23 protein-coding genes, 1 tRNA gene and 2 pseudogenes are annotated in these 24,987 nt (G+C 66.2%); 16 read left to right on the forward strand and 10 right to left on the reverse strand.

Translation table 11 applies throughout. From position 1 onward, the window contains the following. The 3 genes and pseudogenes from VK533_RS12900 to VK533_RS12910 all read right to left on the reverse strand — a co-directional run. Positions 1–373 (reverse strand): annotated as a pseudogene (locus VK533_RS12900) (hypothetical protein); the annotation flags it as partial. A gap of 223 nt (positions 374–596) precedes the next feature. Next, complete coding sequence (locus VK533_RS12905; protein ID WP_324378273.1) at positions 597–1,562, reverse strand: GGDEF domain-containing protein; 966 nt, start codon at positions 1,560–1,562, stop codon at positions 597–599. A gap of 56 nt (positions 1,563–1,618) precedes the next feature. Further along, positions 1,619–2,335 carry a DUF72 domain-containing protein gene (locus VK533_RS12910; protein WP_324378275.1) on the reverse strand — a complete coding sequence of 239 codons (717 nt, stop codon included), beginning with the start codon at positions 2,333–2,335 and terminating at the stop codon, positions 1,619–1,621. A gap of 130 nt (positions 2,336–2,465) precedes the next feature. Here VK533_RS12910 and VK533_RS12915 point away from each other — a divergent pair, with 130 nt between their 5' ends. From VK533_RS12915 to VK533_RS12940, 6 genes are read left to right on the forward strand one after another with little or no spacing between them, the layout of a single operon-like run. Continuing rightward, the gene (locus tag VK533_RS12915) at positions 2,466–3,170 is read left to right on the forward strand and encodes a response regulator transcription factor (RefSeq protein WP_324378277.1); all 705 of its coding nucleotides are present in this window, start codon (positions 2,466–2,468) and stop codon (positions 3,168–3,170) included. Continuing rightward, entirely contained in the window at positions 3,139–4,701 is a 1,563-nt protein-coding gene (locus VK533_RS12920; protein WP_324378279.1) for a sensor histidine kinase, read from the forward strand. The genes VK533_RS12915 and VK533_RS12920 overlap by 32 nt, the downstream gene beginning before the upstream one ends. Continuing rightward, the gene (locus VK533_RS12925) at positions 4,698–5,123 is read left to right on the forward strand and encodes an HPr kinase/phosphatase C-terminal domain-containing protein (protein ID WP_324378281.1); all 426 of its coding nucleotides are present in this window, start codon (positions 4,698–4,700) and stop codon (positions 5,121–5,123) included. The genes VK533_RS12920 and VK533_RS12925 overlap by 4 nt, the downstream gene beginning before the upstream one ends. Continuing rightward, entirely contained in the window at positions 5,120–6,061 is a 942-nt protein-coding gene (gene rapZ, locus VK533_RS12930; RefSeq protein WP_324378283.1) for an RNase adapter RapZ, read from the forward strand. The genes VK533_RS12925 and rapZ overlap by 4 nt, the downstream gene beginning before the upstream one ends. Continuing rightward, complete coding sequence (locus VK533_RS12935; protein WP_324378285.1) at positions 6,058–6,465, forward strand: PTS sugar transporter subunit IIA; 408 nt, start codon at positions 6,058–6,060, stop codon at positions 6,463–6,465. Before rapZ ends, VK533_RS12935 begins: the two co-directional genes overlap by 4 nt. Further along, positions 6,462–6,731, forward strand: a complete 270-nt coding sequence (locus tag VK533_RS12940; protein WP_324378287.1) for an HPr family phosphocarrier protein — start codon at positions 6,462–6,464, stop codon at positions 6,729–6,731. The genes VK533_RS12935 and VK533_RS12940 overlap by 4 nt, the downstream gene beginning before the upstream one ends. 109 nt (positions 6,732–6,840) lie before the next feature. On the opposite strand, the gene VK533_RS12945 is transcribed toward VK533_RS12940, so the two are convergent. Beyond that, positions 6,841–7,506 (reverse strand): Crp/Fnr family transcriptional regulator, encoded by a 666-nt coding sequence (locus VK533_RS12945; protein WP_324378289.1) that lies wholly within the window; start codon positions 7,504–7,506, stop codon positions 6,841–6,843. Positions 7,507–7,682: 176 nt separating this feature from the next. Between VK533_RS12945 and VK533_RS12950 the strand changes: the two genes are divergently transcribed. The 3 genes from VK533_RS12950 (at position 7,683) to VK533_RS12960 (ending at position 9,325) form a co-directional block, all read left to right on the forward strand. Then, the gene (locus VK533_RS12950; protein WP_324378291.1) at positions 7,683–8,069 is read left to right on the forward strand and encodes a hypothetical protein; all 387 of its coding nucleotides are present in this window, start codon (positions 7,683–7,685) and stop codon (positions 8,067–8,069) included. 327 nt (positions 8,070–8,396) lie between these two features. Then, positions 8,397–9,173, forward strand: coding sequence for an NAD kinase (locus tag VK533_RS12955; RefSeq protein ID WP_324378293.1), 777 nt, complete (start codon positions 8,397–8,399; stop codon positions 9,171–9,173). 77 nt (positions 9,174–9,250) lie between these two features. Further along, positions 9,251–9,325, forward strand: a tRNA-Asn gene (locus tag VK533_RS12960). Positions 9,326–9,359: 34 nt separating this feature from the next. Here the strand turns inward: VK533_RS12960 and VK533_RS12965 are convergent. Then, the gene (locus VK533_RS12965) at positions 9,360–10,277 is read right to left on the reverse strand and encodes a LysR family transcriptional regulator (RefSeq protein WP_324378295.1); all 918 of its coding nucleotides are present in this window, start codon (positions 10,275–10,277) and stop codon (positions 9,360–9,362) included. Positions 10,278–10,530: 253 nt separating this feature from the next. Between VK533_RS12965 and VK533_RS12970 the strand changes: the two genes are divergently transcribed. Genes VK533_RS12970 through VK533_RS12990 form a run of 5 tightly spaced genes read left to right on the forward strand, consistent with a single transcriptional unit; the run spans position 10,531 to position 15,519 of the window. Beyond that, positions 10,531–10,869, forward strand: a complete 339-nt coding sequence (locus VK533_RS12970) for a hypothetical protein (RefSeq protein WP_324378297.1) — start codon at positions 10,531–10,533, stop codon at positions 10,867–10,869. Then, the gene (locus tag VK533_RS12975; RefSeq protein WP_324378299.1) at positions 10,866–11,339 is read left to right on the forward strand and encodes a MarR family winged helix-turn-helix transcriptional regulator; all 474 of its coding nucleotides are present in this window, start codon (positions 10,866–10,868) and stop codon (positions 11,337–11,339) included. Before VK533_RS12970 ends, VK533_RS12975 begins: the two co-directional genes overlap by 4 nt. Before the next feature lie 3 nt (positions 11,340–11,342). Then, positions 11,343–12,770: an efflux transporter outer membrane subunit gene (locus VK533_RS12980; RefSeq protein ID WP_324378301.1), complete on the forward strand. Its 1,428-nt coding sequence runs from the start codon at positions 11,343–11,345 to the stop codon at positions 12,768–12,770. Further along, positions 12,767–13,981 (forward strand): efflux RND transporter periplasmic adaptor subunit, encoded by a 1,215-nt coding sequence (locus tag VK533_RS12985; RefSeq protein ID WP_324378303.1) that lies wholly within the window; start codon positions 12,767–12,769, stop codon positions 13,979–13,981. The genes VK533_RS12980 and VK533_RS12985 overlap by 4 nt, the downstream gene beginning before the upstream one ends. After that, on the forward strand, positions 13,978–15,519 hold the full coding sequence (locus VK533_RS12990) for a DHA2 family efflux MFS transporter permease subunit (RefSeq protein WP_324378306.1): 1,542 nt from the start codon (positions 13,978–13,980) through the stop codon (positions 15,517–15,519). The genes VK533_RS12985 and VK533_RS12990 overlap by 4 nt, the downstream gene beginning before the upstream one ends. On the opposite strand, the gene VK533_RS12995 is transcribed toward VK533_RS12990, so the two are convergent. Genes VK533_RS12995 through VK533_RS13005 form a run of 3 tightly spaced genes read right to left on the reverse strand, consistent with a single transcriptional unit; the run spans position 15,520 to position 20,416 of the window. Further along, positions 15,520–17,013: an MFS transporter gene (locus VK533_RS12995; protein WP_324378308.1), complete on the reverse strand. Its 1,494-nt coding sequence runs from the start codon at positions 17,011–17,013 to the stop codon at positions 15,520–15,522. Then, entirely contained in the window at positions 17,010–18,632 is a 1,623-nt protein-coding gene (locus VK533_RS13000; RefSeq protein ID WP_324378310.1) for an alpha-glucosidase family protein, read from the reverse strand. Before VK533_RS13000 ends, VK533_RS12995 begins: the two co-directional genes overlap by 4 nt. Continuing rightward, positions 18,629–20,416, reverse strand: coding sequence for an alpha-amylase family glycosyl hydrolase (locus VK533_RS13005; protein ID WP_324378318.1), 1,788 nt, complete (start codon positions 20,414–20,416; stop codon positions 18,629–18,631). The genes VK533_RS13000 and VK533_RS13005 overlap by 4 nt, the downstream gene beginning before the upstream one ends. Before the next feature lie 230 nt (positions 20,417–20,646). Between VK533_RS13005 and VK533_RS13010 the strand changes: the two genes are divergently transcribed. Together VK533_RS13010 and VK533_RS13015 are read left to right on the forward strand one after the other, a co-directional pair. Then, complete coding sequence (locus VK533_RS13010; RefSeq protein ID WP_324378312.1) at positions 20,647–22,161, forward strand: tryptophan halogenase family protein; 1,515 nt, start codon at positions 20,647–20,649, stop codon at positions 22,159–22,161. A 5-nt stretch (positions 22,162–22,166) separates the two neighbouring features. Beyond that, a complete protein-coding gene (locus VK533_RS13015) occupies positions 22,167–22,841 on the forward strand; it encodes a DUF6445 family protein (RefSeq protein ID WP_324378314.1) in 675 nt (224 codons plus the stop codon). Positions 22,842–22,845: 4 nt separating this feature from the next. On the opposite strand, the gene VK533_RS13020 is transcribed toward VK533_RS13015, so the two are convergent. Further along, complete coding sequence (locus VK533_RS13020) at positions 22,846–24,345, reverse strand: tryptophan halogenase family protein (protein ID WP_324378316.1); 1,500 nt, start codon at positions 24,343–24,345, stop codon at positions 22,846–22,848. An 82-nt stretch (positions 24,346–24,427) separates the two neighbouring features. Next, positions 24,428–24,987: pseudogene (locus VK533_RS13025) on the reverse strand (TonB-dependent receptor); the annotation flags it as partial.

Genomic DNA, 24,987 nt, shown 5'->3' on the forward strand with positions numbered 1-24,987 from the left:
CGTGAACATTGAGATCGATAACGTCGCTGCCGTCGAAACCGTAGACCGCGGTGGCGTGGCCATGACCGGCGTCGCCGGGCGTGATCGTCTCGCCGGCGGCCGTGCCGAGGCTGAGTTCGTCGCCATTGATGAAGATCAGGCCACTCGATGCCAGGTTCGACGCGGCGCTCAGCTGGCCCGCCGCGAAGGTGGCCGAATGCGTCCCGAAGGTAAGCGTGATGCTTTCGGCGGTGCTGCTGAGCGGACCGACCACAGCGGGCGTGTCGACCACGCCCAAAGTCGCGACGGATGCGCTTTCGAAAAACAGCCGATCGTCGGACGTGAAGCTTGCCGCGTCTGAAGCCGAGATCGTCTCGAAAATATAGTTCGCCATGGGAGCCCCCTCCGTGCCTGAAGCGCGGGGGCGGGCTGCGGGAGGCGGCCTTCCGCCGTGCGGCAAACTCTTATGCCGCCAAAACTAAACCGGATCAATGTTGTGCAGTAATGAATTGCTCTGGCCTTGGCCGACATTTGCCGACGTGCACCAAATCGAGGCGAAGCCAATATTATATATCGCGATTTTCTTAGATCGGATTTATTTCGATTTCATCATCGGTTCACGCACCCGGGTCGATCACCACCTGGTTGCGGCCGCCTTCCTTGGCGCGATAGAGCGCCTGATCGGCGCGATGGAGCAGATCCTCGCCCGTTTCCGGACCGTTCAGCGCGGCAACGCCCGCAGAGAAGGTGACGCGGCCGATCGGCGTGCCATCCGAGCGCGAGCGCAGCGTTCGCTCGGACAAGGCTTCGCGGATTTCATCGATGCGCGCGGCGGCCTCGATCACGGGCAGGCCTTCGAACAGGACGACGAATTCCTCGCCACCCTGGCGGCCGACGAAGGTGCGATCGTCGGCGTCTTCGGCCAGGACATCGCCCACCAGCCGCAGCACGCGATCGCCAACGGCATGGCCGTGAACGTCGTTCAAGCGCTTGAAATGATCGATGTCGCAAAACGCGACCGAGAGCGCGGAATCGGCCCTGCGCGCGGTGTCGATCGCGCGGTTCAAGGCCTGTTCGAGCGCGCGGCGGTTGAGCAGCCCGGTCAACGGATCGCGTTCGGCACTTTCCTGCGCGACGCTGAGGTCGCGCTGGAGCGCGCGCAACTCGCCGTTGGTCGAGCGCAGCCGCTTTTCGGCGGTCTCGGTACGGTCGATCATCTGCCGCGTGACGTTGAGCAGGGCCTCGACCGTGTTCTTGGGCAATTTCTGCGCGTCGATCGCCTTGGCGCTGGCATCCAGCGCGCGGCCGTAATCCGCCGCCTCGTCGGCCGAACGATCGACCATATCGACCGCCCCGTCGAGGCGATCGCGCGCCGACCGGATCAGATCGGACAATTGGCTGGCAAGCACCGCGAGATCGACCAGTTCGTCGGCGCCTATAAAATCGGAGTCGGAAGCAGGCGCGTCGAGCGGTTCCGGCGGGGTCGCGGCGTCGTGATCCGCCCCCAGCAATGCCCGCAGCCAGCCCTTCCGCTTGCCGGCGGCGAGGTCTTTCGGATCGTTGGGGATGCGGTCGTGGAACATATGTCCCTTACGAACACACCAGCCCTTTCTTTAGAGTTAAGGCGGGGCCGAAACGGTTAGAAAAAGGCACGCAATCGCACAGCATCACGGGTCGCGGCCCCCGAAGCGGTATTGTCGTATATCGTCCACACCTCGGACGCTGCCGTCCGCGCCTTGACGGTGGCGGCGTGCGCCACGACCGCGCCAGGGCCATATTCCGACCAATAGATACGCGGTGCGCCATGGAGCCGGAAATAAGCCAGCCCGGACCATCCGCCCGGCTCGGCGGCTTTGGGCACCGGCGCCGGATCGGCGGCGACGCGGGCGATGCGATGATGAACCAGCAAAGCGTCCGCCTCGGCGGAGAACCAGCTTGGGTGACGCGGTTCGCAGGCGAGCGATCCGGCGAGGCGATCTCGCACCCGCACGAAGAAGGTCTCCGCAATCGGCGCGGAGAAGGCCAGACTGGGCGGGAGTTGTACGAGCACGGGCCCGAGCTTCGGCCCGAGTGCGGCGATTTCCGCCACGAACCGGTCGAGCGGATCGTCGATGTCGACCAACCGCCGCTCGTGCGTGATCGCCTTGGGCAGCTTCACCGCGAAGCGGAAATCGGGCCCGACGCTCGCGGCCCAGCGCGCGTAGGTCGCCGGGCGGTGCGGCCGATAGAAGCTGCTGTTGATCTCGACCGCCGAAAAACAGGCCGCGTAACGTTCGAGGTTCGTGCCCTGCGTGGGGAAATGCGCTGCGAAGGCGGCGGGGATCGACCATCCGGCGGTTCCAATCCGCACGATCATCCGCGAGGGCGCCCAATCAGCATAGGCCTTTCGAAAGCGCCGATCATGCGATCGTTCCACACGGGCAGTTGAGCGTACCCGACGAAGCGGCTATCCGCTGCCCGCGCTGTGACGCGTGCGGAAGGCGAGAATGACGGCATCGATCGCGCTCGTCGACGACGATCGCAACATCCTGACCTCGGTGTCGATCGCGCTCCAAGCCGAAGGCTTCGCGGTGCGAATCTACACGGATGGCGAAACCGCGCTGAAGGCGCTGACCGACAATCCACCCGATCTGGCCGTGCTCGACATCAAGATGCCGCGCATGGACGGGATGGAGCTGCTGCGGCGACTGCGCGAGAAAAGCCCGGTCCCCGCGATCTTCCTTACGTCCAAGGACGACGAGCTGGACGAGGCGCTCGGCCTCGCGCTCGGCGCCGACGATTATATCACCAAGCCCTTCAGCCAGCGGCTGCTGATCGCACGCATCCGCGCGATCCTGCGCCGGGTCGAAATGCGCGGACGCGCCGACGGCGAGGACGGCACGCCCGCGGAAAAGATCGTGCGCGGCCGGCTGGAAATGGATCCGGCGCGCCACCGCGTCACGTGGGACGGCCGGGAAGTGACGCTGACCGTCACTGAGTTCCTGATCCTCGAGGCGCTCGCCCAGCGCCCCGGATTCGTTAAATCGCGCGATCAATTGATGGACACCGCCTACCAGGATGATGTCTATGTCGACGACCGCACGATCGACAGCCACATCAAGCGGCTGCGGCGAAAATTCCGACAGGTGGACGGCGATTTCAAGGCGATCGAGACGCTCTATGGCGTTGGCTACCGTTTTTCGGAGGAATGACGACGGCGAGGGCGGGTGGCGTCTGTCGCTCACCGCGCGCATCCTCGCCGTCAATATCTTCGCGCTGATCGTCCTCGCGGGCGGCTTCTTCTATCTCGATTCCTATCGCACCCAGCTGCTCGAGGAGCGGACGGCCGAAATCTCGACCGAGACCGAGCTTGCTGCCTCGGCGGCGGCGGGGGTCGCGCCCGATGCGCTCAACCCGCTGCTGGAAAAATTGGGGCAGGCGAGCGGCTATCGCTTCCGTCTCTATCGCGACGCCGGCGCGCCGGTCGATTCGTGGAGCAACGGCCAGCCGTCCTACGTGCTGCGCGATCCCAATGAGGAGCCGTGGCGGCGCCACGTCGCGCGTTTCATGGACCGCGTGATCGACCATGTCGTCGGCGCCGAAGTGCCCGAACCCTTTGTCGAGCCCGATGTCGACCGGATGCGCGCGTGGCCCGAGGCGATCCGCGCGATGAAGACGGGCCAGATCCAGACCGCGATTCGGCGCGCGCCGGCGCGGACGCCGGTGATTTCGGGCGCGATGCGCGTCGGCGGGCGCAATCCGGGCGTGCTGCTGCTGACGAGCGACCAGCGCGACGTCGTCCACACCGTGCGCGCCGAGCGCTTCTGGCTGGGCCTCGTCCTGCTCGCCACCACTTTGCTGTCGATCGCGCTGTCGCTTTTCCTCGCGCGCACGATCGCGCGGCCGCTGCGCCGGCTCGCGCTCGCCGCGCATCGCGTCCGTCTCGGGCGTTCGCGCGAAGTGCAGGTGCCGCGCCTGCCCTCGCGCCGCGACGAGATCGGCACGCTCGCGCGCGCTTTGTCCGATATGAGCCAGGCCTTGCGCCAGCGGATCGACGCGACCGAGGCCTTCGCCGCCGACGTCGCGCACGAGATGAAGAATCCGCTCGCCTCGCTCCGGTCCGCGATCGACAGCCTCGAACTGGTCAAGGAGCCCGAGCTGCGCGAGCGGCTGCTGGCAGTGATCCGCGACGATGTCCGCCGGCTCGACCGGCTGATCACCGACGTGTCCGAAGCCTCGCGGATGGACGCCGAATTGTCGCGGGCGCGGTTCGAATCGGTCGATATGGGCCACATGATCGAGCAACTGGTCGACGCGCGCGAGGCGCGCGGCCTGCCCAACGGCATCAAGCTCGCCTTCGGACGGCCGCATCGCGGCAGCGCGGTCCTGTTCGGCGACGGCCAGCGGCTGGCGCGCGCGATCGAAAATCTGATCGACAATGCCATTTCCTTCTCGCCGCCGGGCGGGCTGGTGCAGGTGACCGCGATGCGCGACGGCCAGCAGGTGGTGGTGCGGGTCGAGGATGACGGGCCGGGCGTGCCGCCGGGCGAGCGCCAGGCGATCTTCAACCGATTCCATTCGATCCGGCCGGAGGGCGAGGCGTTCGGCCGCCATTCGGGGCTCGGCCTCGCCATCGCCAAGGCGATCGTCGAGGGCCATACCGGCACGATCTCGGTCACCGACCGCGACGACGACAATCAGGGCGCGCGCTTCACGATCCGGCTGCCGGCGGCGGAGAAATGACCGCCACGATCCACGCGAGCTGCGTCGCGATCGACGGGCGCGGCGTGCTGCTGACGGGCGCGTCGGGGTCGGGCAAATCGGATCTGGCGCTGCGGCTGATCGATCGCGGCGCGCGCCTGGTCGGCGACGACGGGCTCGTGATCGAGGCGCGCGGCCGCCATCTCTATGCCCGCTCCGGCCCGAACATCGAAGGTCAGATAGAGATACGCGGGCTCGGCATCCTGGCATTCGCCTCGATGGCCGAAGCGCCGCTCGCTCTGGTGATCGCGCTTGACCAGCCCGTGCCGCGCATGCCGGACGAATCGCTGCCGGTGCGCGTGATCGAGGGCCTGACGCTGCCGATCATCGCGCTCGACGCGTTCGAGGCGTCGGCGCCGGTCAAGGTCGAGAAAGCATTGTTGCTTTATGGACTGAACCCGTGAGTCGTCCGACGCGCATCCTGCTGGTCACGGGCCTGTCCGGCGCGGGCCGCACCACCGTGCTCAAGACACTTGAGGATATCGGCTGGGAGACGGTCGACAATCTTCCACTCAGCCTGCTCGACCGCCTGTTATCGAGCCCGCTGCCGCAAGGTGCTCCCGACGAGGACCAGCCCCTCGCGATCGGCATCGACAGCCGCACGCGCGGCTTCGACGCGGGCGCGATCCTGCGCCGCGTCGCGAAATTGCGCGAGGAACAACAACAGCCGGTCGAGATCGTGTTCGTCGATGCCGCCGATGCGGTGCTGGCGCAGCGTTTCTCGGCAACGCGCCGCCGCCATCCACTCGCGCTCGATCGCCCGGCCGAAGACGGTATCGCCAGCGAACGCGAGATGCTTGAGCCGCTGCGCGACGCCGCCGAGCATCTGATCGACACGAGCGAGACCACCAGCAACACGCTCCAGCACGATATCCGCCAGCGCTTCGGCGACGTTTCGGCGGCGCCGCCGACCTTGATCGTATCGTCGTTCAGCTATGCGCGCGGACTGCCCCGCGATGCCGATCTCGTGCTCGACATGCGTTTCCTGCGCAATCCGCACTGGGACGGGGATTTGCGGCCCGGCACCGGCCTCGATGCCGACGTCGCCGCCTATATCGCGGCCGACCCGGCCTATGCGCCCGCGCTCGACCAGATCGAGCAACTGCTGCTGACCCTGCTGCCGCGCTATCAGCGCGAAGGGAAAAGCTACATCACCATCGCCTTCGGCTGCACCGGCGGGCGCCACCGGTCGGTCCATGCCGCCGAGACCATCGCCAAGCGGTTGCGCGCGGCGGGTTTTTCGCCCACCATCGCCCATCGTGACCTGGCCAAAGAACAATCGGGCGCGCGGGAGAGGAAGCCGGACGATGGCATTGGGGCAATCGCGACGGTGAGAAAATGATCGGATTGGTGCTGGTAACGCATGGCCAGCTCGCAGCGGAATTCGTGCGGGCAATGGAGCATGTCGTCGGTCCTCAAGAGGCAATCGAGTCGATCTGTATCGGCCCCGAGGACGATATGGAGGCGCGCCGCGCCGACATTTCGCGCGCGGTCGCGGCGGTCGATCAGGGACGCGGAGTGATCCTGCTGACCGATCTGTTCGGCGGCACGCCTTCGAACCTTGCCATATCGCTGATGGAGCCGGGCCGGATCGAGGTGATCGCGGGCGTCAACCTGCCGATGCTGATCCGGCTGGAAGGCGCGCGCAAGATGATGAAGGTCCAGGCGGCGGTCGCCGCCGCGCGCGAAGCCGGCCGCAAATATATTTCAGTCGCGTCGGAAGTCCTGGGCGCCGCCGCCGCATGACGGTCGAGCGGTCCGTCACCATCACCAACAAGCGCGGCCTGCACGCGCGTGCCAGCGCCAAATTCGTCACCCTCGCCTCGAGCCAGCCGGCGGCGGTCGAGGTCGAGAAGGACGGCTCGCGCGTCGCCGGAACCTCGATCATGGGATTGATGATGCTGGGCGCGGCGATGGGCGACAATGTCATCATCAGCGCCCAGGGCGACGGCGCCGAAGCCGCCGTCAGCGCGCTGTGCGATCTGGTCGAGAACAAGTTCGGAGAGGAGTGACGAGCAGAGACGCATGTCCGGGGAACATGCGACCGCTTGTCACCGGCTGCGGACAGCAGCCGCGCGGACCATCGAATAGGCGCCGCTACCGATCGGCGCGCGGGCGGTATCAGCCTAAACCCGCGATCCGCTTCAGCGCCTTGGTATCGAGCAGTTTGACCCGGCCGCGCGTGCCCGCGATCAACTTGTCGCCACGCCAGCGACTCATTATGCGGCTGACCGTCGGCAAGGTCGCCGAGGTCAATTCGGCTAGGTCCTGACGCGACAAGGGCAGTTCGCAGCCGTCGGCCGCCGCCTCGCCATAGATGCGCCTTTTCATCCGCAGCAAAGTGCGTGCGATTCGCGGCTCGACCGGCACCGAGGCGACCTCCTCCAGCCGCTCGATCAATTGTTCGGCATAATTGGTCACGGTACGCAGCACGTTGGCGGTCAGCACCGGATTATGCTCCATCAGCTGGCGCAGGCCTTCGACCGGCCAGCACAAAGCTTCGACCGGCGTGACGGCGGTGGCGGTGGCATGGTTGCGGCGATCCTCCGCCGCGCCGAGCGTGCCGATCGGCTGACCGCGCCCAAGCAGGGTCAGCGTCAGCGCGCTGCCATCCTCGGATGCGCGCCACACCTTGACCCGGCCCTTGGTGATGACGAACAATTCATCGCCGGTCTCACCCTGCGCGAACAAGGTCTCCCCAATCGCGAATTTGCGCAGCGAAGCCCGACGCTCCAAGGCGTCGCGATCCTGCGGACTGAGTCCCGCAAAGAGCGGGCTGGTGCTCATTGCCCCGTCCGATCGGCTGTATGGCACCGGCGCCCCCGAGCCACTCCGGCAGAATTAATAAACCCATTTCGGTTCTATGTCGCGCTACTTGTCCTGGCGCAAAGACGGGACGCTTCCGAAACGATAAGGAGGGCGCTTCGCCCCCGACATTCCCGTTCCCGTCGCGTGAGTTTTGCGTGCAGACGCTACCTATTGAGACGATCGCGATCGTCGAGGCCACCGCGCCCGACGTCAAGGCCAACGCGGCCGCGATAACCTTCCGCATGTGGCATCATCTGCCCTCGGAGGGCGCGCGCCGCTTGCTGTTCGCGGAATTCGCGCTCGACGGGCGAGTCGTCGGTCTGTTGGAGGCGATCGTGGTCACGACACGCCGGAAATGGCCCGACGCGCTGCCGCGATTGCTGACACCGGTGGAAGCGAAGGGATCGTCGTCAATTTATTCGACAATTGAAACCGCGTTGATGTTGGCTTTGGCCGAAGCTTTGGGCAAGATGGCAACCAATTCGGTGCTGAATGCCTGGAAACAGGCGTTTCGGTTCCTAACTGAGGGACTTACAGTTTAATTCCCCTCGGCGGCGTATGCGATGCTACCCCCCAAGGGCATCGTTTTTGCCGAGGGATGACATGGATGTTGGCCTGTCCCGCAAGGGACCTCTGTGCCGACATGGCGACCCACCCCCACAGGGTCGTCGACGCTGCGCAAGGCAGTCCCCATGTCAAGCATTGCGGCCCGGCGGTGCGAGCGCCCGCCGGGCCGGACATGCGGGCCTTGCCGCCGTCCCGGCGCCGCCCTAGCTAGACCGCATGGCTGAGGCCCTGCCCTCTCTCGTTCCGCTGATCGACGGCTTTGGCCGGCGAATCACCTATCTGCGCATCCCGGTAACCGGCGGATGAGCGGCGAACGCAAGCTGGCGCTGGCCGCCTCCCCCTCTCCTCTGGCGCAGGATGCCGCCAAGGAATTGAAGCGCCGCTACGAATGGTTCCCGCCGAGCGAAGCGGAGATCATGGTCGCGCTCGGCGGCGACGGCTTCCTGCTGCAGACCTTGCACCAGATGCTCGACCGGCACCGGGCGTTGCCCGTGTTCGGGATGAATCTCGGCACGGTCGGCTTCCTGATGAACGAATGGTCGCCCGACCTGCTCGAAAACCGGCTGATCGGCGCCAAGACGATCAAGGTCGCGCCGCTCAAGATGGACGCGGTCACGATCGATGGAGAGAAGGTCTCGCTGGCGGCGATCAACGAGGTGTCGCTGCTGCGCGAGACGCGCCAGACCGCGTGGATCGAGGTCAGCGTCGACGGCCGGGTCGTGCTGACCGAGCTGGTCGCGGACGGCGTGCTCGTCTCCACCCCGGCGGGCTCGACCGCGTATAATTTCTCCGCGCACGGGCCGATCCTGCCGCTGGAAAGCGCATTGGTGGCGCTGACCCCGATCAGCCCGTTCCGCCCGCGCCGCTGGCGCGGCGCGATCCTGCGCGACAGCAACCGCATCAAGTTCCGGGTGCTCGATCCGGTCAAGCGCCCGGTCAGCGCGGTCGCCGACCAGCGCGAAGTGCGCGACGTCGCCAGCGTCGAAGTGATCGTCGATCGCGGCAATCCGCTGACGCTGATGTTCGATCCCGAGCACGCGCTCGACGACCGCATCGTGATGGAGCAGTTCGCCATCTAGATTTGGGGGACGGAACCGCTTGCCACCGCGCGACGCTTTTGCCATAGGCCGCGCCTCCAACGGCCCAACGGGCCTGTTCCCCGGTAGCTCAGTGGTAGAGCGTTCGACTGTTAATCGAATGGTCGCTGGTTCGAATCCGGCCCGGGGAGCCATTCTTCCAGCATAGCACGATGGCACGGGGCGGCCTCACTCCGCCGCGATCGCCTCGCCCGGGTTCAAGCCGGCCAGCCGCCGCACCGCATCGCAAATCTGCCCGGGGATGGGCGAATCCCAGCCTTTGGGCAGGCTGATCACGATCGAGGATATCGCGCCGTCCTCATCGAGCGGCTTGTAGCAGACGTCGTCCGACCGCATCCGCCGTGCGCTTGCGGGCACGATGCTGGCCCCCGCTCCCGCCGCCACTAGGCCAAGCGCGGCGAGTACGTCGCCGATCTCGGTCTTGCGCATCGGCACGAAGCCGGCGCGGTCCATCAGGTGCGTGACCATGTCCGACCGCCGGATCGTGCCGAGCTCGCCATAGACAATGATATTCTCGCACTCGAGATCGGCGAAGCGGAGCGCCGGATGGTCGTCGCCCGCCAGCGGATGTCCCATCGGCAGCGCGACCAGATAAGGTTCCTGGCGGACGACCCTTTGCTCCACCGCATCGTCGGGAATCAGCTCGCGCCCGACCCCCACCTCCGCGACGCCGGTGCGGATCGCGTCGATCTGATCGCGCGCGGAAAGCTGCCTCAAATCGATATCGAGATGCGGATTGACCGACCGGAGATATTTCACGACCGCCGGCAGGTGGCCGTAGAGCGCGGAGGTTTCGAAGCCGATGCGCAATATCTGCCGCCCGCTGTGCCCGTGCGTCACCGTCTCCTTCTTGAGACGCTCGACACGCGACACGATCTCCTGCGCGCGTTCGCGGAAGAATTCGCCCGAGCTGGTCAATCGCATCGGCCGCGCGTCGCGATCGATCAGCCGCACCCCGAGCTCGTCCTCGAGATGGCTGATCTGCCGGCTGAGCGGCGGCTGGGCGATATGCATCTCCTCCGCCGCGCGAGTGAAGTTCATCGTCCGCGCGACCGCCAGGAAATAGCGAAGCTGCCGTAGTTCCATCCGCACTCCATACCGAAATGGTTGGGCGACCAAGCGCATCGATCTTGGACGCCCTGGTAACGAATATCTAGATGGGGTTTCAGCAGCGTCCCTGGAGGCCTTTTTGCCCCCCTTTTGGGCCTCCCGCTGCTCCGGTCTGTGCCTTCGTGCCGTTGCAAGACGAGGCACAGACCGGCCCCTTTTTCAACCGAGCGGCTCGGCCGGAACGCCCTTGCGGGCGAGCGGGCGGACGCGTGCCGAAAGGATCCGGGTCGTGACGCAGCTCGCACTCTCTCCCACGCAGCAGCAGGCGCAGCCGATCTTCTCCCGCATCGAACAGCGCGTGCTGGATATCGCCTGGCGCGACAGCCGCCGCGTGCCGCTGCTGAGCCAGCCCGCCTTCCGCAAACTGCGTCGCCTGTTCGGCCTGCCCGAGCAATTGCCGCTCGCCGACAGGCGGCTGGAGGCGCTGCGCTCCTATGCGCTCCGCGCGCTGCGTTGCGCCGGCCTGGTCTCGTCCAGCGACGAAGAGGTGCTGATCGCCAACGGTTATTCGTACGAGCAGGTCACCACGCTCCGGATCGCACTGAAGGTGCGGCAGGTGGCGCAATGACCGTTCCTTTCCCGATCCCCCGTACCAAGGCCGCCCCGGATCTGTGCTGCGCATTGCGCCGCGCCAACCGGCTGAGCCAGGCCCGGATCGAGGCGCGCTATGCCGAAGCCGATCTGAGCTTCTCGCAGGGCTCGGTACTGCGGTGGTTGCGGGTCCACGGTGCGCAGAGCCTGCGCGAACTGGCCCAGGGTCTGGGCATCCGCCCGGTGGCCGCCACGCGCATCGCCGAAGGGCTCGAACTGCGCGGACTGCTCGAACGGGATCCCCGGTCCACGGCTCGCAATCCGATGGTCGTGCTGACCCTCGCCGGAATAGTGAAGATGGACCAGATCGCGGCCGAGATCGCGCGGCGCTGGCGGTGCATCCACAACGGGCTGAGCGATGCCGAACTCGACCAGCTTATCGCGCTGCTGGGCAAATTGTCCGACGCGATCGACCCGAACCTCGCGCAAGCGCCCAAGGAGGCCTGAACCATGCGCACGACCCTGCTTTCGCTTTCCGCGCTGCTGCTTGCGAACTGCGCTGCCGTGCCGCACGACCAGCCGGTCGTCGCCAAGGTGGCGGCCGCCTCGGTCGGCGTCGGTCAGGACACGGCGTCGATCGATGCCCGCTGGTGGGATGCCTTCGGCGATGCCCAGCTTGGAAGCCTGATCGACGCCGGTCTGGCCGCCAATCCGACGCTCGACGCCGCTTTGGCGCGCGTCCGCGCGGCGCAGGCCGAGATTGCGATCCGCCATGCCGACCAGCTTCCCCAGGTCGCGGCCGACGGGCAGGCGACCGAACAGCGACTGAGCGACAAATATCTGATCCCGCCGCCTTATGCCGGCACCACCCGCGCGGTGGCGCAGGTCCAGGCCGGGCTCAACTGGGACCTCGATCTGTTCGGCCGTCAGCGCGCTTTGGTCGCCAAGGCGCGCTCCAGCGCCGAGGCCGCGCAGCTCGATGCTGACGCGGCGCGGCTGACGATCTCCACCAGCATCGCGCAGACCTATATCGGCCTGGCGCGCGCCGAGCGGCAAATCCAGGTCGCGCAGGGTTTCGTCGATACGCGGCAGCAATCGCTCGCTTATGTGAAGTCGCGCAGCCGCAACGACCTCGCCAACCAGATCGAAGTGCGTACCGCCGAGACTTTGCTGGCCGAGGCCGAGCAGGCCAAGGTGCGCGCAGAACGGCAGCGCGACCTGTTGATCCATGCGCTCGCCGCGCTGGCGGGCCGGGGCGCCGATTTCTACGCGTCGGTGACGCCGCCGGCGCTCGCGCTCGACACGCCGCCGGCGGTCCCGGCGGTGCTACCCGCCGACCTGCTCGGCCGCCGGCCCGATCTGCTCGCCGCCGAGGCGCGGATCGACGCCGCAATGGCCGACCGCAAAGTGGCGCGCGCCGATTTCCTGCCCAACGTCAATCTGCAGGCGCTGGCGGGCTTCTCCGCGATCGGGCTCGGCAACCTCTTCACCAGCGGCGCCGGGACTTATGGTGCGGGCGCGGCGATCCACCTGCCGATCTTCGAGGCGGGCAAATTGCGCGCGCAATATCGCCAGGCGACCGCCGACCTCGACCTCGCGGTCGCGGACTACAATCAGGGCGTATTGCAGGCCGTCCGCGAGACGTCCGACGCGCTGACTGGCATCCAGGCCGCCGACGCCGATCTTGCCCAGCAAAAACTGGTCGTGTCCGGCCTGCGCGACACGGTGCGGCTCGACCAGGTGCGGGTCTCGACCGGGCTCGCCTCCAAGCTCGACGCGATCGACAGCGGCTTCCGCCTGCTCGAGGCGGAGCAGGCTCTGGTCGATTTGCAGGCCGACGGCCTCGTTCGCCGCGTGCAGCTCGTCGCCGCTCTGGGCGGCGGTTTCAAGGACAAGACCAGCGAGGCCGCGGCCTCTTCCAAGGACAAGGTTTCATGAAGAACGAACGCAATTTCGATCGCGCCGAGGCCGCCGACGATCAGGAGATCGCCCAGGCGCTGCCGGCGACCATCGTCCGCGGCAAGCCTCGCGCACGCAAGGTCGGCTTCGCGCTGCTGGGCGGCACCGCGCTGCTCGCGGCGGCGGGTTATGGCGCGCTCGTCCTGCTTTCCCCGCCGAGCGTGGAGACCGACGACGCTTATGTCGGCGGCGACATCGTCTCGATCACCGCGCGCGAGGGCGGCACCGTGCTCGCATTGCATGCGGACAATACGCAACAAGTGCGCCAGGGCGCGCCTCTGATCGATCTCGATCCGGCGACCGAAGATGTCGCACTGGCATCGGCGGAGGCCGAACTCGGCCGCACCGTGCGCGACTTCCGCTCGCAGAACGCGGCGGTTGACGAGGCCTCAGCCGAAATCCTCCAGGCGCGTGCCGATCTCGGCAAGGCCCAGGACGATCTGACGCGCCGCCGCGCGGCGGCGGCCGAAGGCGCGGTCTCGGGCGAGGAAGTCAGCCATGCCAATGACGCGCTGCAGGTGTCGCGCGCGAACCTGACGTTGGCCGCGGCCAAGCGCGCCCAGGCGGCGAGCGCGGTCCAGGGCACGAGCGTCTACGACAATCCGGCGGTGCTGGCGGCGATCACCAATGTGCGGCGCGCCGCGATCAGCCGGGCCTATATGCACATCCAAGCGCCGGTCGGCGGCATCGTCGCGCAGCGCACGGTTCAGCTCGGCCAGCGGGTCGCGCCGGGCACTCCGTTGATGGCGGTAGTGCCGATCAACGCGCTGTGGGTCGATGCCAATTTCCGCGAAACCCAGCTCAAGGATCTGCGCGTCGGCCAGCCGGCCAGCATCCGCACCGACATCTATGGCAAGAGCGTCACCTTCCACGGCAAGGTGCTCGGCCTGGGCGCGGGCAGCGGCAACGCTTTCGCGCTGTTGCCGCCGCAGAATGCGTCGGGCAACTGGATCAAGATCGTCCAGCGCGTGCCGGTGCGCATCGCGCTTAATCCCAGCGAGCTGGAAAAGACCCCGCTCCGCATCGGCCTCTCGGTCGACGTCAAGGTTGCGACCGGCGACAAGAGCGGCGCTTTGGTGGGGGGTGCGCGGGCGCCTTCGGGCGGCGTGCAGCAGAGCATCGACGGCGGCCCCGCGGTCGAGACGCAGATCCGGCGGATCATCGCCCAGAATATGGTATCGGGCCGGTGAGCCAGGCGGCGCCCTCCGAGCCGGCGCCGCTGGTCGGCGTGGCGCTCGCAATCACCTCGATCGCGCTGGCGCTCGGCACCTTCATGCAGGTGCTCGACGGCACGATCGCCAACGTGTCGCTGCCGACCATCTCAGGCAATCTCGGGCACAGCACCGACGACGGCACCTGGGTGATCACCTCGTTCGCGGTGGCGAACGGAGTGACCGTGCCGCTGACCGGCTGGCTGATGGCGCGCTTCGGCGTGGTGCGGACCTTTACCGCGTCGGTGATCGCCTTCACCTTTGCTTCCTTGCTGTGCGGCGTCGCCTGGAGCCTGGATTCGCTGATCGCCTTCCGCATCCTGCAGGGCGCGGTGTCCGGGCCGATGATCCCGGGCAGCCAGGCGCTGCTCATCTCGATCTTCCCACATCACAAGCGCGGCACCGCGCTTGCCATCTGGTCGATGACCACGCTTGCCGCGCCCGTGCTGGGGCCGGTGATGGGTGGCTATATCTCGGACAATTATCACTGGGGCTGGATCTTCCTGATCAACGTGCCCGTCGGCCTGGTCGCGGGCCTGATCAGCTGGAAGGCGCTGTCGAAGCGCGAGACGCCGACGCGCAAGCTGCCGATCGATACGGTCGGCCTGCTGCTGCTCGCCTTCTGGGTGTTCAGCCTGCAGACCGTGCTCGATCTCGGCAAGAATCGCGACTGGTTCCACAATGAGCTGGTCGTCGTGCTCGCGATCTGCACGGTCTTCGGCTTCATCGCCTGGCTGATCTGGGAGCTGACCGACGGCCATCCCGCGATCGATCTATCGATCTTCCGGCGACGCAACTTCACATTCGGCACGATCGCGCTCTGTCTCGGTTATGCGCTGTTGTTCGCGAACAACCTGCTGCTTCCGCTCTGGCTGCAGGAATATCTGGGCTACACCGCCACCTGGGCAGGCCTGGTCGCAGCGCCCGCGGGGCTCGTGGCGGTCGCGGCGACGCCGTTCATCGCGCGGCTCAAGATCGACCCGCGCATCCTGGCGACGGTCTCGTTCCTTGCCTTCGGTGCGTCCTACTTCCTGCGCTCGCGCTACACGCCGGATGCGACTTTCCTGACGCTCGCCACGCCGCTCGCGCTGCAGGGCTTCGCGATGAGCACCTTCTTCGTGCCGTTGCTGACGATCTCGCTCGACGGCATTCCGCCCGATCGCCTGCCGTCTGCAAGCGGCATCTCCAATTTCGCGCGCATCACCACCGCCAGCTTCGCCGCCTCGCTGATCACGACCTTCTGGGATCGGCGCGAGTCGCTCCATCAGGAGCAATTGGTCACCGGCGCGACGCCTTTCTCGCCAATCTATGCCCACGCGACGGCGCAGCTGCAGGATGCGGGGATGAGCCAGCGCCAGGCGGCGGGATCGATCCTGCGCCAGGTGGTGGAGCAATCCTATCTGCTCTCGTCGCTCGAGCTGTTCTGGCTCTGCGCCTGGATGGCACTGTCGATGGTGGCGCTCGTCTGGGTGACGCGCCGCCCCGCGCCGACCAACCACGTGGTGGCCGCCGATTGATCAGGCGACGACCTGAAGCCGCTTCAACGTCAATGACAGCCCCGCGCCGCAGGTGAGCAGCACAGCCCCGATCGCGAACACCAATTGGCTCGCCTGCGGGAAGAGCGCGTGCACGATCGAGCCCATGCAGGACGACACGACCAGCTGCGGCACGACGATGAAGATGTTGAAGATGCCCATATAGACGCCGAGCTTGCGTGCCGGCAGCGCGCCCGCGAGCAGGGCATAGGGAATGGTCAGGATGGAGGCCCACGCCATGCCCATGCCGATCATCGCCACCAGCAGCAGATGCGGATCGCCGAGCAGCGGGATGGCGAGAAAGGCGGCAGCGCCGGCGAGCAGGTTGATCGCGTGCACGGCCGGTTCGCCGATGCGCTTGGCCAGTTGCGGAATGACGAAGGCGTAGAGCGCGGCGATGCCGTTATAGGTCGCGAACAGCAGGCCGACCCAATCGGCGCCGTTCTGATAGGCCGGGCTTGCCGGATCAGCGGTTCCGAACTGCAGGCGCGCGATCACCGGCGTTGCGTAGATCCACAGGATGAAGAGCGCGGACCAGGACAGGAACTGGATCTGTGCCAATCGCCGCATCAAGGGCGGCATCGACCTCAGATCGCTCAACAGATGGTTGAGCATCGTGTCGGTGCGGCCCCCACCCACCCCCCAGCGATTGGCGAGACGCGCCAGGCCGAAGCCGGCAAGGCCCACGCCGAGCACGTAAAGCGGCTTGTCGAGGCCAAGCGTGGGGATCGCAGCCAGCACTATGACCCCCACCACCAGCCAGGCGAGATCGGTCGCGATGGGCGCGGCGGGCGCGAAACCGGGTTCGGCAGGCGCGTGGTCGAAGCGCGCCAACTCCTCGGGCGGATATTCGCGCGTCGTCACGACCGTCCACAGCACGGTGGCGAGGACCGCGAACGCGCCGATATAGAAGGCCCAGGCGACCGAATGTGGGATCTGACCGGGCGGCGCGGTGTTGGGCACGCCGAGCCAGGCCAACAGCGCCGGCGCCGCCGAGGCGGCCACCGCGCCCGCGCCGATGAACACCGTCTGGAGCGCATAGCCGGCGGTGCGCTGCGACGCGTCGACCATGTCGCCGACGAAGGCGCGGAACGGCTCCATCGAGATGTTGATCGACGCGTCGAGCATCCACATCAGAGCCGCCGCCATCCACAGCAAGGACGCGTTCGGGAACAGGATCAGGGCCAGCGAACAAAGACAGGCGCCGATCAGGAAATAAGGCCGCCGCCGCCCGAGTCTGCCCCAGGTGCGGTCGCTCAGATGGCCGATGATCGGCTGGACGATCAGGCCGGTCGCGGGCCCAGCGATCCACAGGATCGGCAGCTCGTCAATCGACGCGCCGAGCGTCTGGAAGATGCGGCTGACATTGGCATTCTGCAGCGCGAACGCGACCTGAATGCCGAAGAAGCCGAAGGAGAGGTTCCACAATCCCCAGAAGCCGAGCCGCGCCCGGCTTGCCGGAGGGGCGCCGCTCACGCCCCCTTCTCGGCGATGTAGCCCGCATAGGCGCCAAGCTGGTCGCCTTCGACGCTCCCCACCTGATCGATCATGTGGCGCGCATAGGGCGCCGACCAGGATGCGGGTTCAGACGAGAGGTTGAAGCAGCAGAGCAAGGTTAGCCCTTCATGGCATCGTTCGAACGCGAGCACGCGATCGTCCGCATGGAGCACGCTAAGATCGCCGAGCCGCAGCGCATCCTGATCATTCCTGAGCGCGAGCAGGCGGCGCGTCAATCCGAGCGGCGAAGCGGGATCGGCTTCCTGCCGGTCGATCGCCAACGCGGCATGATCGGGACCGACCGGCAGCCAGGGCTTGCCGTCCGAAAAACCCAAAGCCGGTGCGCCCGCGCGCCACGGCATCGGCGTCCGCGCGCCGTCGCGCGACAAGGTCATCGGCCAATTGGCGATCGCTTCGGGATCCTGCAGGTCGGCGAAAGCGACCTCGACCTGGGGCAGGCCCAATTCCTCCCCTTGATAGAGGAAGATGTTACCGCGCAGGCAGACCAGCAGCAGCATCTTGATCGCGGCGAAGGCGGGTTCGTGCCCCGGCGCGCTCCAGCGCGAGACAGCCCGCGGCGCATCGTGATTTTCGAACGCCCAGCTCGGCCAGCCGAGCCCGTCCTGATCGGGCCAGCAGGCGAGCGAATTGCTTACCAAGGTGGGCGTCAGTTCCTGTGCGTAGAGGAAGTCGAAGCTGTAGGCGCTGCTCAGCCGCCCGTCGCCGCCGGTGAACAGCTTCATCTCGCGGTCGCTGTCGTCGCCGCCAACCTCGGCCACGGTGAAGCGGCCGCCATAGGAATCGAGCAGCGCCCTTATGTCCTGAAGGAAGCCGACAATGTCGGGGTGGCTCTGATTGTAGAGATGCTGCTGATAGTCAAACGGCCGCGTGCGCAGCGCATTGTCGGTCTTGGACGGATTATCCTTGAGCGACGGGTCGTGCATCGAGAAGTTGATCGCATCGAGCCGGAAGCCGTCGACGCCGCGATCGAGCCAGAAGCGCGCGACACTCAGCAAAGCCTCCCGCACCGCAGGTACGTGGCAATTGAGTTGCGGCTGGGCGGACAGGAAATTGTGCAGATAATATTGGCGGCGGCGCGCATCCCAGGTCCAGGCCGGGCCGCCGAATACCGACTGCCAGTTGCTGGGCGGGCTGCCGTCGGGCTTGGGATCGGCCCAGACGTACCAGTCGGCCTTGGCGTTGTTCCAGCTCGACCGGCTTTCGGTGAACCAGGGGTGGTGATCCGACGTGTGCGAATAGACCTGATCGATGATCACACGCAGACCGAGCGCGTGCGCGCGGGCGATCAAGGCGTCGAAATCGGCAAGCGTGCCGAAGATCGGATCGACGTCGCGATAATCCGAAACGTCATAACCGAAATCAGCCATCGGCGAGGTGAAGAAAGGCGACAGCCAGATCGCATCGACACCCAGGCTCGCGACATAATCGAGATGCGCGGTGATACCGGGCAGATCGCCGATCCCGTCGCCGTTCGAATCCGCGAAGCTGCGCGGATAGATCTGATAGATGCTGGCACCGCGCCACCAGGCGCGATCATCCTGGGCGAGCGCGTGCGGGCTGGACTGGGTAATGCTCATCGGGACGGGTCTGCCTCGCAGAAAAGAAAGCCCAGGGGAGGAATGGAAAGCGACAGGCTGCCCGGCGCCGCCGGCAAAGCCGGGCACGCGCCGGCCAGTGCATGGAAATGGCGCGAGCGCGGATCGATCTCGACATTGGCGGTGATCGCCTCGGTCGAGCTGTTGAAGGCGATCAGCAGTTCGTGGCCATCGGTGGGATCGAAGCGCGATGCGGCGAACAGGCCGGGCTTGTCGGAGGCGAAGCGGACGACCTGACGCCCACGCCGGAGCGCGGCATGGTCGCGGCGCAAGGCCGCCAGTTCGGCGATGGCGCGATAGATCGGGTGCTGCGGGTTGAAGCTGGATAAAGCGGTGGTGGCGTCGGTGCCGACCAATCTGGTGGCGTTGTAGGACGCGACTTTGCTGGCGAACATGTCCTCCCGCGCGGCGCGATCGTCGCCATTGCCGGCGAAGCCCTGCTCGTCGCCCGAATAGATAGTGGGCACACCACGCAGCCCGAACAGCATCGCATGCGCGAGGATCACGCGCCGAAGCACCTCTTCGTCGCCCGCCTGCGGCAATGCCCTGCGCACGAAATGCGCGAAGCGGCCCATATCGTGATTGCTGACGAAGGTCGGCATGGCGAGCGTCGCGGGTGCGCCGCCCTGATAGAGCGGGTCGCCCTTGAACAGCAGATCGAGGCCATCGCTGCCGCCGGTCCCGGCCAGCGCCTGCAGCATGGCCGCACGGAAGGCGAAATCGAGGACCAGTGGCATGCCGTCATTGCGCGTGTGTTCGGCCTGCTGCGCGACATCGATCACCGGCGTCGAGACCTCGCCGAAGATAGTGAAATTGGGGATGCCGCGCGCCTTGGCGCGCGTCATCATCGCCGGCACGAAGGCGCGCCAGAATTCGGGATTCACATGGCGTTCGGTATCGATGCGGAAGCCATCGATACCGAAGCGGTCGATCCATCCTCCGAAAATGTCGATGAAGCCGCGCACGACGCGCGGATGTTCGGTCATGAGGTCGTCGAGCCCCATGAAGTCGCCCATCGTCGAACTCTCGCCGGCGAAGCTCGAATTGCCGCGATTGTGATAATAGATCGGATCGTTGAGCCAGGCCGGCACCTTGATCTGCTTCTCGGCCTCGGGAACGTAGACCTGATAAGCGTAATCCGGATCGGTCAGCTTCGCGAAATTCGCGTCGGTCTGGACCTGATCGCCCAGGAAACCCGGATTGATCGGCTTGCCGCCAGGGCCCCCCTGCCGCTGAAACGGATAATCTGCGCGCGAACGATAGGGACAGCCTTTCGGGCAATCGCGATACTGGATGACGTCGGCGGTGTGGTTCACCACGATGTCCATGTAGACCTTCATTCCGCGCGCATGGGCGGCGTCGACCAGCGCCTTGAAATCGGCGTCGGTGCCGAAATGCGGATCGACGTGGGTGAAGTCGGTGATCCAGTAGCCGTGATAGCCCGCGCTTTCGTAGCCCGGCGGGCCCTGGACGATCTTGTTCCCAAAGATCGGTCCGACCCAGATCGCGGTCGCACCGAGGCCCTGGATATAATCGAGGCGGTCGCGCAGCCCCTTCAGGTCGCCGCCATGATAGAAACCGGCGTCGGTTGGGTCGTATCCGGTGACGAGCCGGCCGCCGTTCAGGCCACCGCGATCGTTTGCGGGATCGCCATTCTCGAATCGGTCGGGCAGCAGGAAATAGACGGTCTCGTCTTCGGGAAGCCGCGCACGCATCGCCGCCAATGAAGCAGCAGCGGGGTGCTGACTGGACGCCGACGCGGCCATCGCAGCCGACGGCAAAGCCAGCGCCAGGCCAAGCAGCGCCAAGGCCTGCCGCGCAAATGGCAAAGCGCTCTTCATGGCAGCGACCGCAGCATCCCCTCTCTTTTGCCGCCTTGTGCCATCAACCGCGGCGATTGGAGCAAGAATACGTATGTCATCGGGGCACGAGCCATGGCGCGCCCGTGCCGTCGGCTTGCCAGTGATTGTGGCCAGGGCTACCCCCGAGGCTTGGCATGACGCATCACCCTGACATGCTCCGCTCGATTGCCATTATCGGCGGCGGCTCGGCCGGATGGATGACGGCGGCGGCCTTGGCCAATGCGGTCGGCGAGAATATCGCCATCGCGCTCGTGGAATCCGAGGAGATCGGGACAGTCGGCGTCGGCGAAGCGACGATCCCGCCGATCAAGTCGTTCAACGCGCAACTCGGGATCGACGAAGCCGAGTTCGTCAAAGCGACGCAGGCGAGCTTCAAGCTCGGCATCGAATTCGTCGGCTGGGGGACGGCGGAGAGCCGCTATTTTCATCCCTTCGGCACGCACGGCACCGATTTCGACCGGGTCGGGCTGCACCATTATTGGGTGCGCGCGCACCTGCGCGGCGACCCCACCCCGTTCGACGATTATTCGATGTGCAAGGCGTTGGCGCACGAGAACCGCTTCGGCCCGCCGGTCGAAAACCCGCGCGACGTGCGCTCGACCCATGCTTACGCCTATCATTTCGACGCCGGGCTCTATGCGCGGTTCCTCCGAAATTATGCCGAAGCACGTGGGGTCGTGCGTCACGAGGGCAAGGTAGTCGATGTCGCGCGCGACCCGCTGAGCGGGAATATCGCATCCGTGCGGCTGGCCGACGGGCGCGAGATCGCGGCCGATCTCTTCGTCGATTGCTCGGGCTTCGTCGGCCTGCTGATCGAGCGCGCGTTGGGCGCAGGCTATGACGACTGGACGCATTGGCTGCCGTGCGACCGCGCGCTCGCCATGCCCTGCGCCAACAGCCGGCCGCTGACGCCTTATACCCGCTCGACCGCGCACGAAGCGGGCTGGCAGTGGCGGATCCCGCTGCAACACCGGCAGGGCAACGGCCATGTCTATTGCTCGCGCTACATCAGCGACGACGAGGCGGCTTCGGTGCTGCGGGCAAACCTGGACGGCGAAGCGCTGGCCGAGCCGCGCCTGCTGAAATTCACGACCGGCCGGCGCAAGCGCGCGTGGAGCCACAATACAGTGAGCCTGGGTCTCGCCTCGGGCTTCATGGAGCCGCTGGAATCGACCAGCCTGCATCTGATCCAGATGGGGGTCGAACGGCTGCTGCGGCTCTTGCCCGATCGCGGCCACGACCCGCTGCTCGCCGAGGAGTTCAATCGCGCGACCGCCAACGAGTTCGAGCGGATCCGCGATTTTCTGATCCTGCACTATCACGCCAACAGCCGGCCCGAGCCGTTCTGGCGCGAATGCGCGGCGATGAGCATCCCCGACGAGCTGGCCTACAAGCTCAGGCATTTCGAGGCGCAGGCGCGGCTGGTGTCGCCGCACGACGAGCTGTTCCGCAATCCGAGTTGGCTGGCGGTCTATCTCGGCCAAAACGTGATCCCGCGCGATTATGACCGGCTCGCGGATGCGCGGCCGCAGGTGGATGGCGGCGCCGAGCTGCGCAAGCTGCACGCGCTGATCCGCGCCGCGGCGGAGACCTTCCCGGTGCATGACGACTTCATCGCGCGTCACTGCGCCGCGCCGCCAATCGCCTGATCGCCATGGCTGCGATCCGGATCGACCGCATCGGCCACGAACAACAGCCGGTGATCGTGATCGACGATTTCGTGCCCGATCCCGCCCGCTTGCGCACCGCCGCCGAAGTGCTCGAATATCAGGTGATGGGCCGCCATTATCCGGGTCTGCGCGCCGAGGTCGCGGCCAGCGATGTCGACGCCTTCCTCACGCCGATACAGGGTCTGATCGCCGAGACGTTCGGCTTTCGCGAACCCGTCGATGTGATCTCTGCGGGCTATTCGATCGTCACCACGCCGCCCGCCAACTTGACCCCGATCCAGCGGCTGCCGCATTTCGACGGGCTCGAGGCGGAGCGGGTCGCGCTGCTGCATTATCTGAACGGCCAGGAGCAAGGCGGCACCGCTTTCTATCGGCATCGCAGCACCGGCTATGAGACGATCTCGGCGGATCGCCATGCCGACTACGACGCCGCGCTGCATCGCGAGGTGGCGCAGCATGGACTGCCCGATCCGGCCTACATTTCGGGCGACACCTTGCTGTACGAACGGATCGCCCGCTTCGAGGCGAAGCCCAACCGCGCTTTGATCTATCGCGGCCATTCGCTGCATTGCGCCGACTTGCCTGCCGATCTCGATTTTACGCCCGATCCCAAGACGGCGCGACTGACGGTCAACACCTTCCTGATGGGTCGATCCTGACCAGTTAGTTCGCCCAACTATGACGCTGGAGGAACGCCTTGTGGTCTGGCATTCCCGCGACATGCTTCGCCCCCGTCTGGCGGATCAGCGAGAGGAATTCGCGCAGCTCGGCGTCGCTCGGCGCGTCGGCGAGCGGATGATAGCCGGCCGGCATCACGCTTTGCCCGATCATCACCTGCAGCCAGCCGACCTCGGCGAACAATTCCTCGTTGAAGCGCGCGATCCGGCCGTTGGCGCGGAACAGGTCGATCTTCTCGGCGAGCGTATCGGGCACCGCCATCGCCGCACAATCCCGCCAGAAGGGCTCGGGCCGGCTGTTGGCGTGATAATGGAGGATGATGAAGTCGCGCACCCGCTCCCATTCGAAGATGGTCTGGGCGTTGTAGGCGGCGACGTCGGCTTCCCGGATCGGCCCGTTGGGCAGGAATTTGAGCACGCGCTCGATCGCCGACTGGACGAGGTGGATGCTGGTCGATTCCAGCGGCTCCATGAAGCCCGCCGCCAGGCCCAAAGCGACGACGTTGCGGTTCCAGAAGGCCTTGCGCCGACCGGTGGTGAATTTGAGCAAGCGGGGATCGGCGAGCGGCGCGCCGTCGAGGCCGCCGAGCAGCAAGGAGGTCGCCTCGTCGTCGCCGATCGCGCCTGAGCAAAAGACATGGCCGTTGCCGACGCGGTGCTGCAGCGGGATGCGCCATTGCCAGCCGGCTCGCTTCGCGGTCGCACGCGTATAGGGGGTGAGGTCGGCCACCGGTTCGCTCGGCACCGCGAGTGCACGGTCGCACGGCAGCCAGCGCGTCCATTCCTCATAGCCGGTGTGCAGGGTTTCCTCGATCAGCAGACCGCGGAAGCCCGAGCAGTCGAGGAACAGATCGGCGCCATGCGCGCTGCCGTCGGCCAGGGAGACGCTGCTTACGTCGCCACTTTCGCCATCAAGATCGGCATGCGTGATCCGCCCCTCAATACGACAGACGCCGCGCGCTTCGGCATAACTTCGCAGGAAACGCGCATAGAGGCCGGCATCGAATTGAAAGGCGTGCACCAGCCCACCGAGCATCTGTGATTGTGCCTCGGGCCCGCGCGCGAACTTGTGGGCATAAGCGGCTGCGGCATTGAGGCAGTAAGCATCTAGCGGCGCGTCTTCTCCGAGACGCAGCCCGCGCAGCCAGAAATGCTGGAAGGGCGTCTGTCCGATCGGCCGGCCGGTATTGCCGAAGGCGTGGATGTAGCGGCTCTCCGCCGTCCCCCAGCCGACGAACTCGATGCCGAGCTTGTAGGTTGCCTGGGTGGCGCGCATGAAATCGTCTTCGTTGATGCCGAGCGCGGCGTTGATCAGCTGCAGCTGCGGGATCGTCGATTCACCGACACCGACCGTGCCGATCTCGTCGGATTCGATCAAAGTGACGGCGTAATCCTGCGACGGCAGGAACCGCGCGCAGACAGAAGCCGCCATCCAGCCGGCGGTGCCGCCGCCGACGATGACAATGCGAAAAGGGACTTCGCTCACCGGCTCATCCTAATCGGGTACCCTGAAAAGAAAATGGCGGCGCGTCTGGGGAAACGCGCCGCCATCAGTCTTCGGGAGGTAATCAGAATTTGACGGTCACGCCGGCAAGGTAGGTCGCGCCGTACTGATCGCGGATGTTGATCTCGTTGGGATCGTTGTTGACGTAGGAGAGCGTCTTCGAGTTGGTCAGGTTGTGACCCTGCACATAGACCGATACGCCGTTGAGCGGGCCCGATTTGAAATCGTAGCCGACCTGGGCATCCAGCGTCGTCTGCGCCTTGGTCAGGTTGGCGGTGACCTGCGCGTTGAACAGCTGATAGTCGCCGAGATAGGGCGTGCGGCGGGTCAGCGACGCGCGCGCATTGAAGCCCCATTTCTCGAAGAAGAGCTGCGCCTGGTAGACGCCCTTCGACAGGCCCGGCAACGTGATCTCCGACCCGTTGCTGAACTTGATCTTGCTCGTCGTGTGGGCAACCTGGCCGATCACGCTGAAGCCATCGAGCACTGGGGTGATCACCGTCAGCGGCACCGTCGCGCTCGCCTCAAAGCCCAGCACGTGGCCCTTGCCGTCGTTCGTCGGCGCGGTCGACCAGCATGAGAAGGTCTGGTTGGCCCCAAGCGCCGCCCCGTTGAGCAACCCCG

It is taken from the genome of Sphingomonas sp., assembly GCF_035317925.1.
GTDB lineage: Bacteria > Pseudomonadota > Alphaproteobacteria > Sphingomonadales > Sphingomonadaceae > Sphingomonas_I.

Excerpts from the sequence above, each read along its gene's own strand:
- VK533_RS13005 (WP_324378318.1), bottom strand. The coding sequence starts at position 20,416 with ATGGCCGCGTCGGCGTCCAGTCAGCACCCCGCTGCTGCTTCATTGGCG.
- VK533_RS12975 (WP_324378299.1), top strand. The coding sequence starts at position 10,866 with ATGACCGTTCCTTTCCCGATCCCCCGTACCAAGGCCGCCCCGGATCTG.
- VK533_RS13000 (WP_324378310.1), bottom strand. The coding sequence starts at position 18,632 with ATGAGCATTACCCAGTCCAGCCCGCACGCGCTCGCCCAGGATGATCGC.
- VK533_RS12940 (WP_324378287.1), top strand. The coding sequence starts at position 6,462 with ATGACGGTCGAGCGGTCCGTCACCATCACCAACAAGCGCGGCCTGCAC.
- VK533_RS12925 (WP_324378281.1), top strand. The coding sequence starts at position 4,698 with ATGACCGCCACGATCCACGCGAGCTGCGTCGCGATCGACGGGCGCGGC.
- VK533_RS12920 (WP_324378279.1), top strand. The coding sequence starts at position 3,139 with ATGGCGTTGGCTACCGTTTTTCGGAGGAATGACGACGGCGAGGGCGGG.
- VK533_RS12915 (WP_324378277.1), top strand. The coding sequence starts at position 2,466 with ATGACGGCATCGATCGCGCTCGTCGACGACGATCGCAACATCCTGACC.
- VK533_RS12965 (WP_324378295.1), bottom strand. The coding sequence starts at position 10,277 with ATGGAACTACGGCAGCTTCGCTATTTCCTGGCGGTCGCGCGGACGATG.
- VK533_RS13015 (WP_324378314.1), top strand. The coding sequence starts at position 22,167 with ATGGCTGCGATCCGGATCGACCGCATCGGCCACGAACAACAGCCGGTG.
- VK533_RS12945 (WP_324378289.1), bottom strand. The coding sequence starts at position 7,506 with ATGAGCACCAGCCCGCTCTTTGCGGGACTCAGTCCGCAGGATCGCGAC.
- VK533_RS12910 (WP_324378275.1), bottom strand. The coding sequence starts at position 2,335 with ATGATCGTGCGGATTGGAACCGCCGGATGGTCGATCCCCGCCGCCTTC.
- VK533_RS12985 (WP_324378303.1), top strand. The coding sequence starts at position 12,767 with ATGAAGAACGAACGCAATTTCGATCGCGCCGAGGCCGCCGACGATCAG.
- VK533_RS12935 (WP_324378285.1), top strand. The coding sequence starts at position 6,058 with ATGATCGGATTGGTGCTGGTAACGCATGGCCAGCTCGCAGCGGAATTC.
- VK533_RS12955 (WP_324378293.1), top strand. The coding sequence starts at position 8,397 with ATGAGCGGCGAACGCAAGCTGGCGCTGGCCGCCTCCCCCTCTCCTCTG.
- VK533_RS12980 (WP_324378301.1), top strand. The coding sequence starts at position 11,343 with ATGCGCACGACCCTGCTTTCGCTTTCCGCGCTGCTGCTTGCGAACTGC.
- VK533_RS12905 (WP_324378273.1), bottom strand. The coding sequence starts at position 1,562 with ATGTTCCACGACCGCATCCCCAACGATCCGAAAGACCTCGCCGCCGGC.
- VK533_RS13010 (WP_324378312.1), top strand. The coding sequence starts at position 20,647 with ATGACGCATCACCCTGACATGCTCCGCTCGATTGCCATTATCGGCGGC.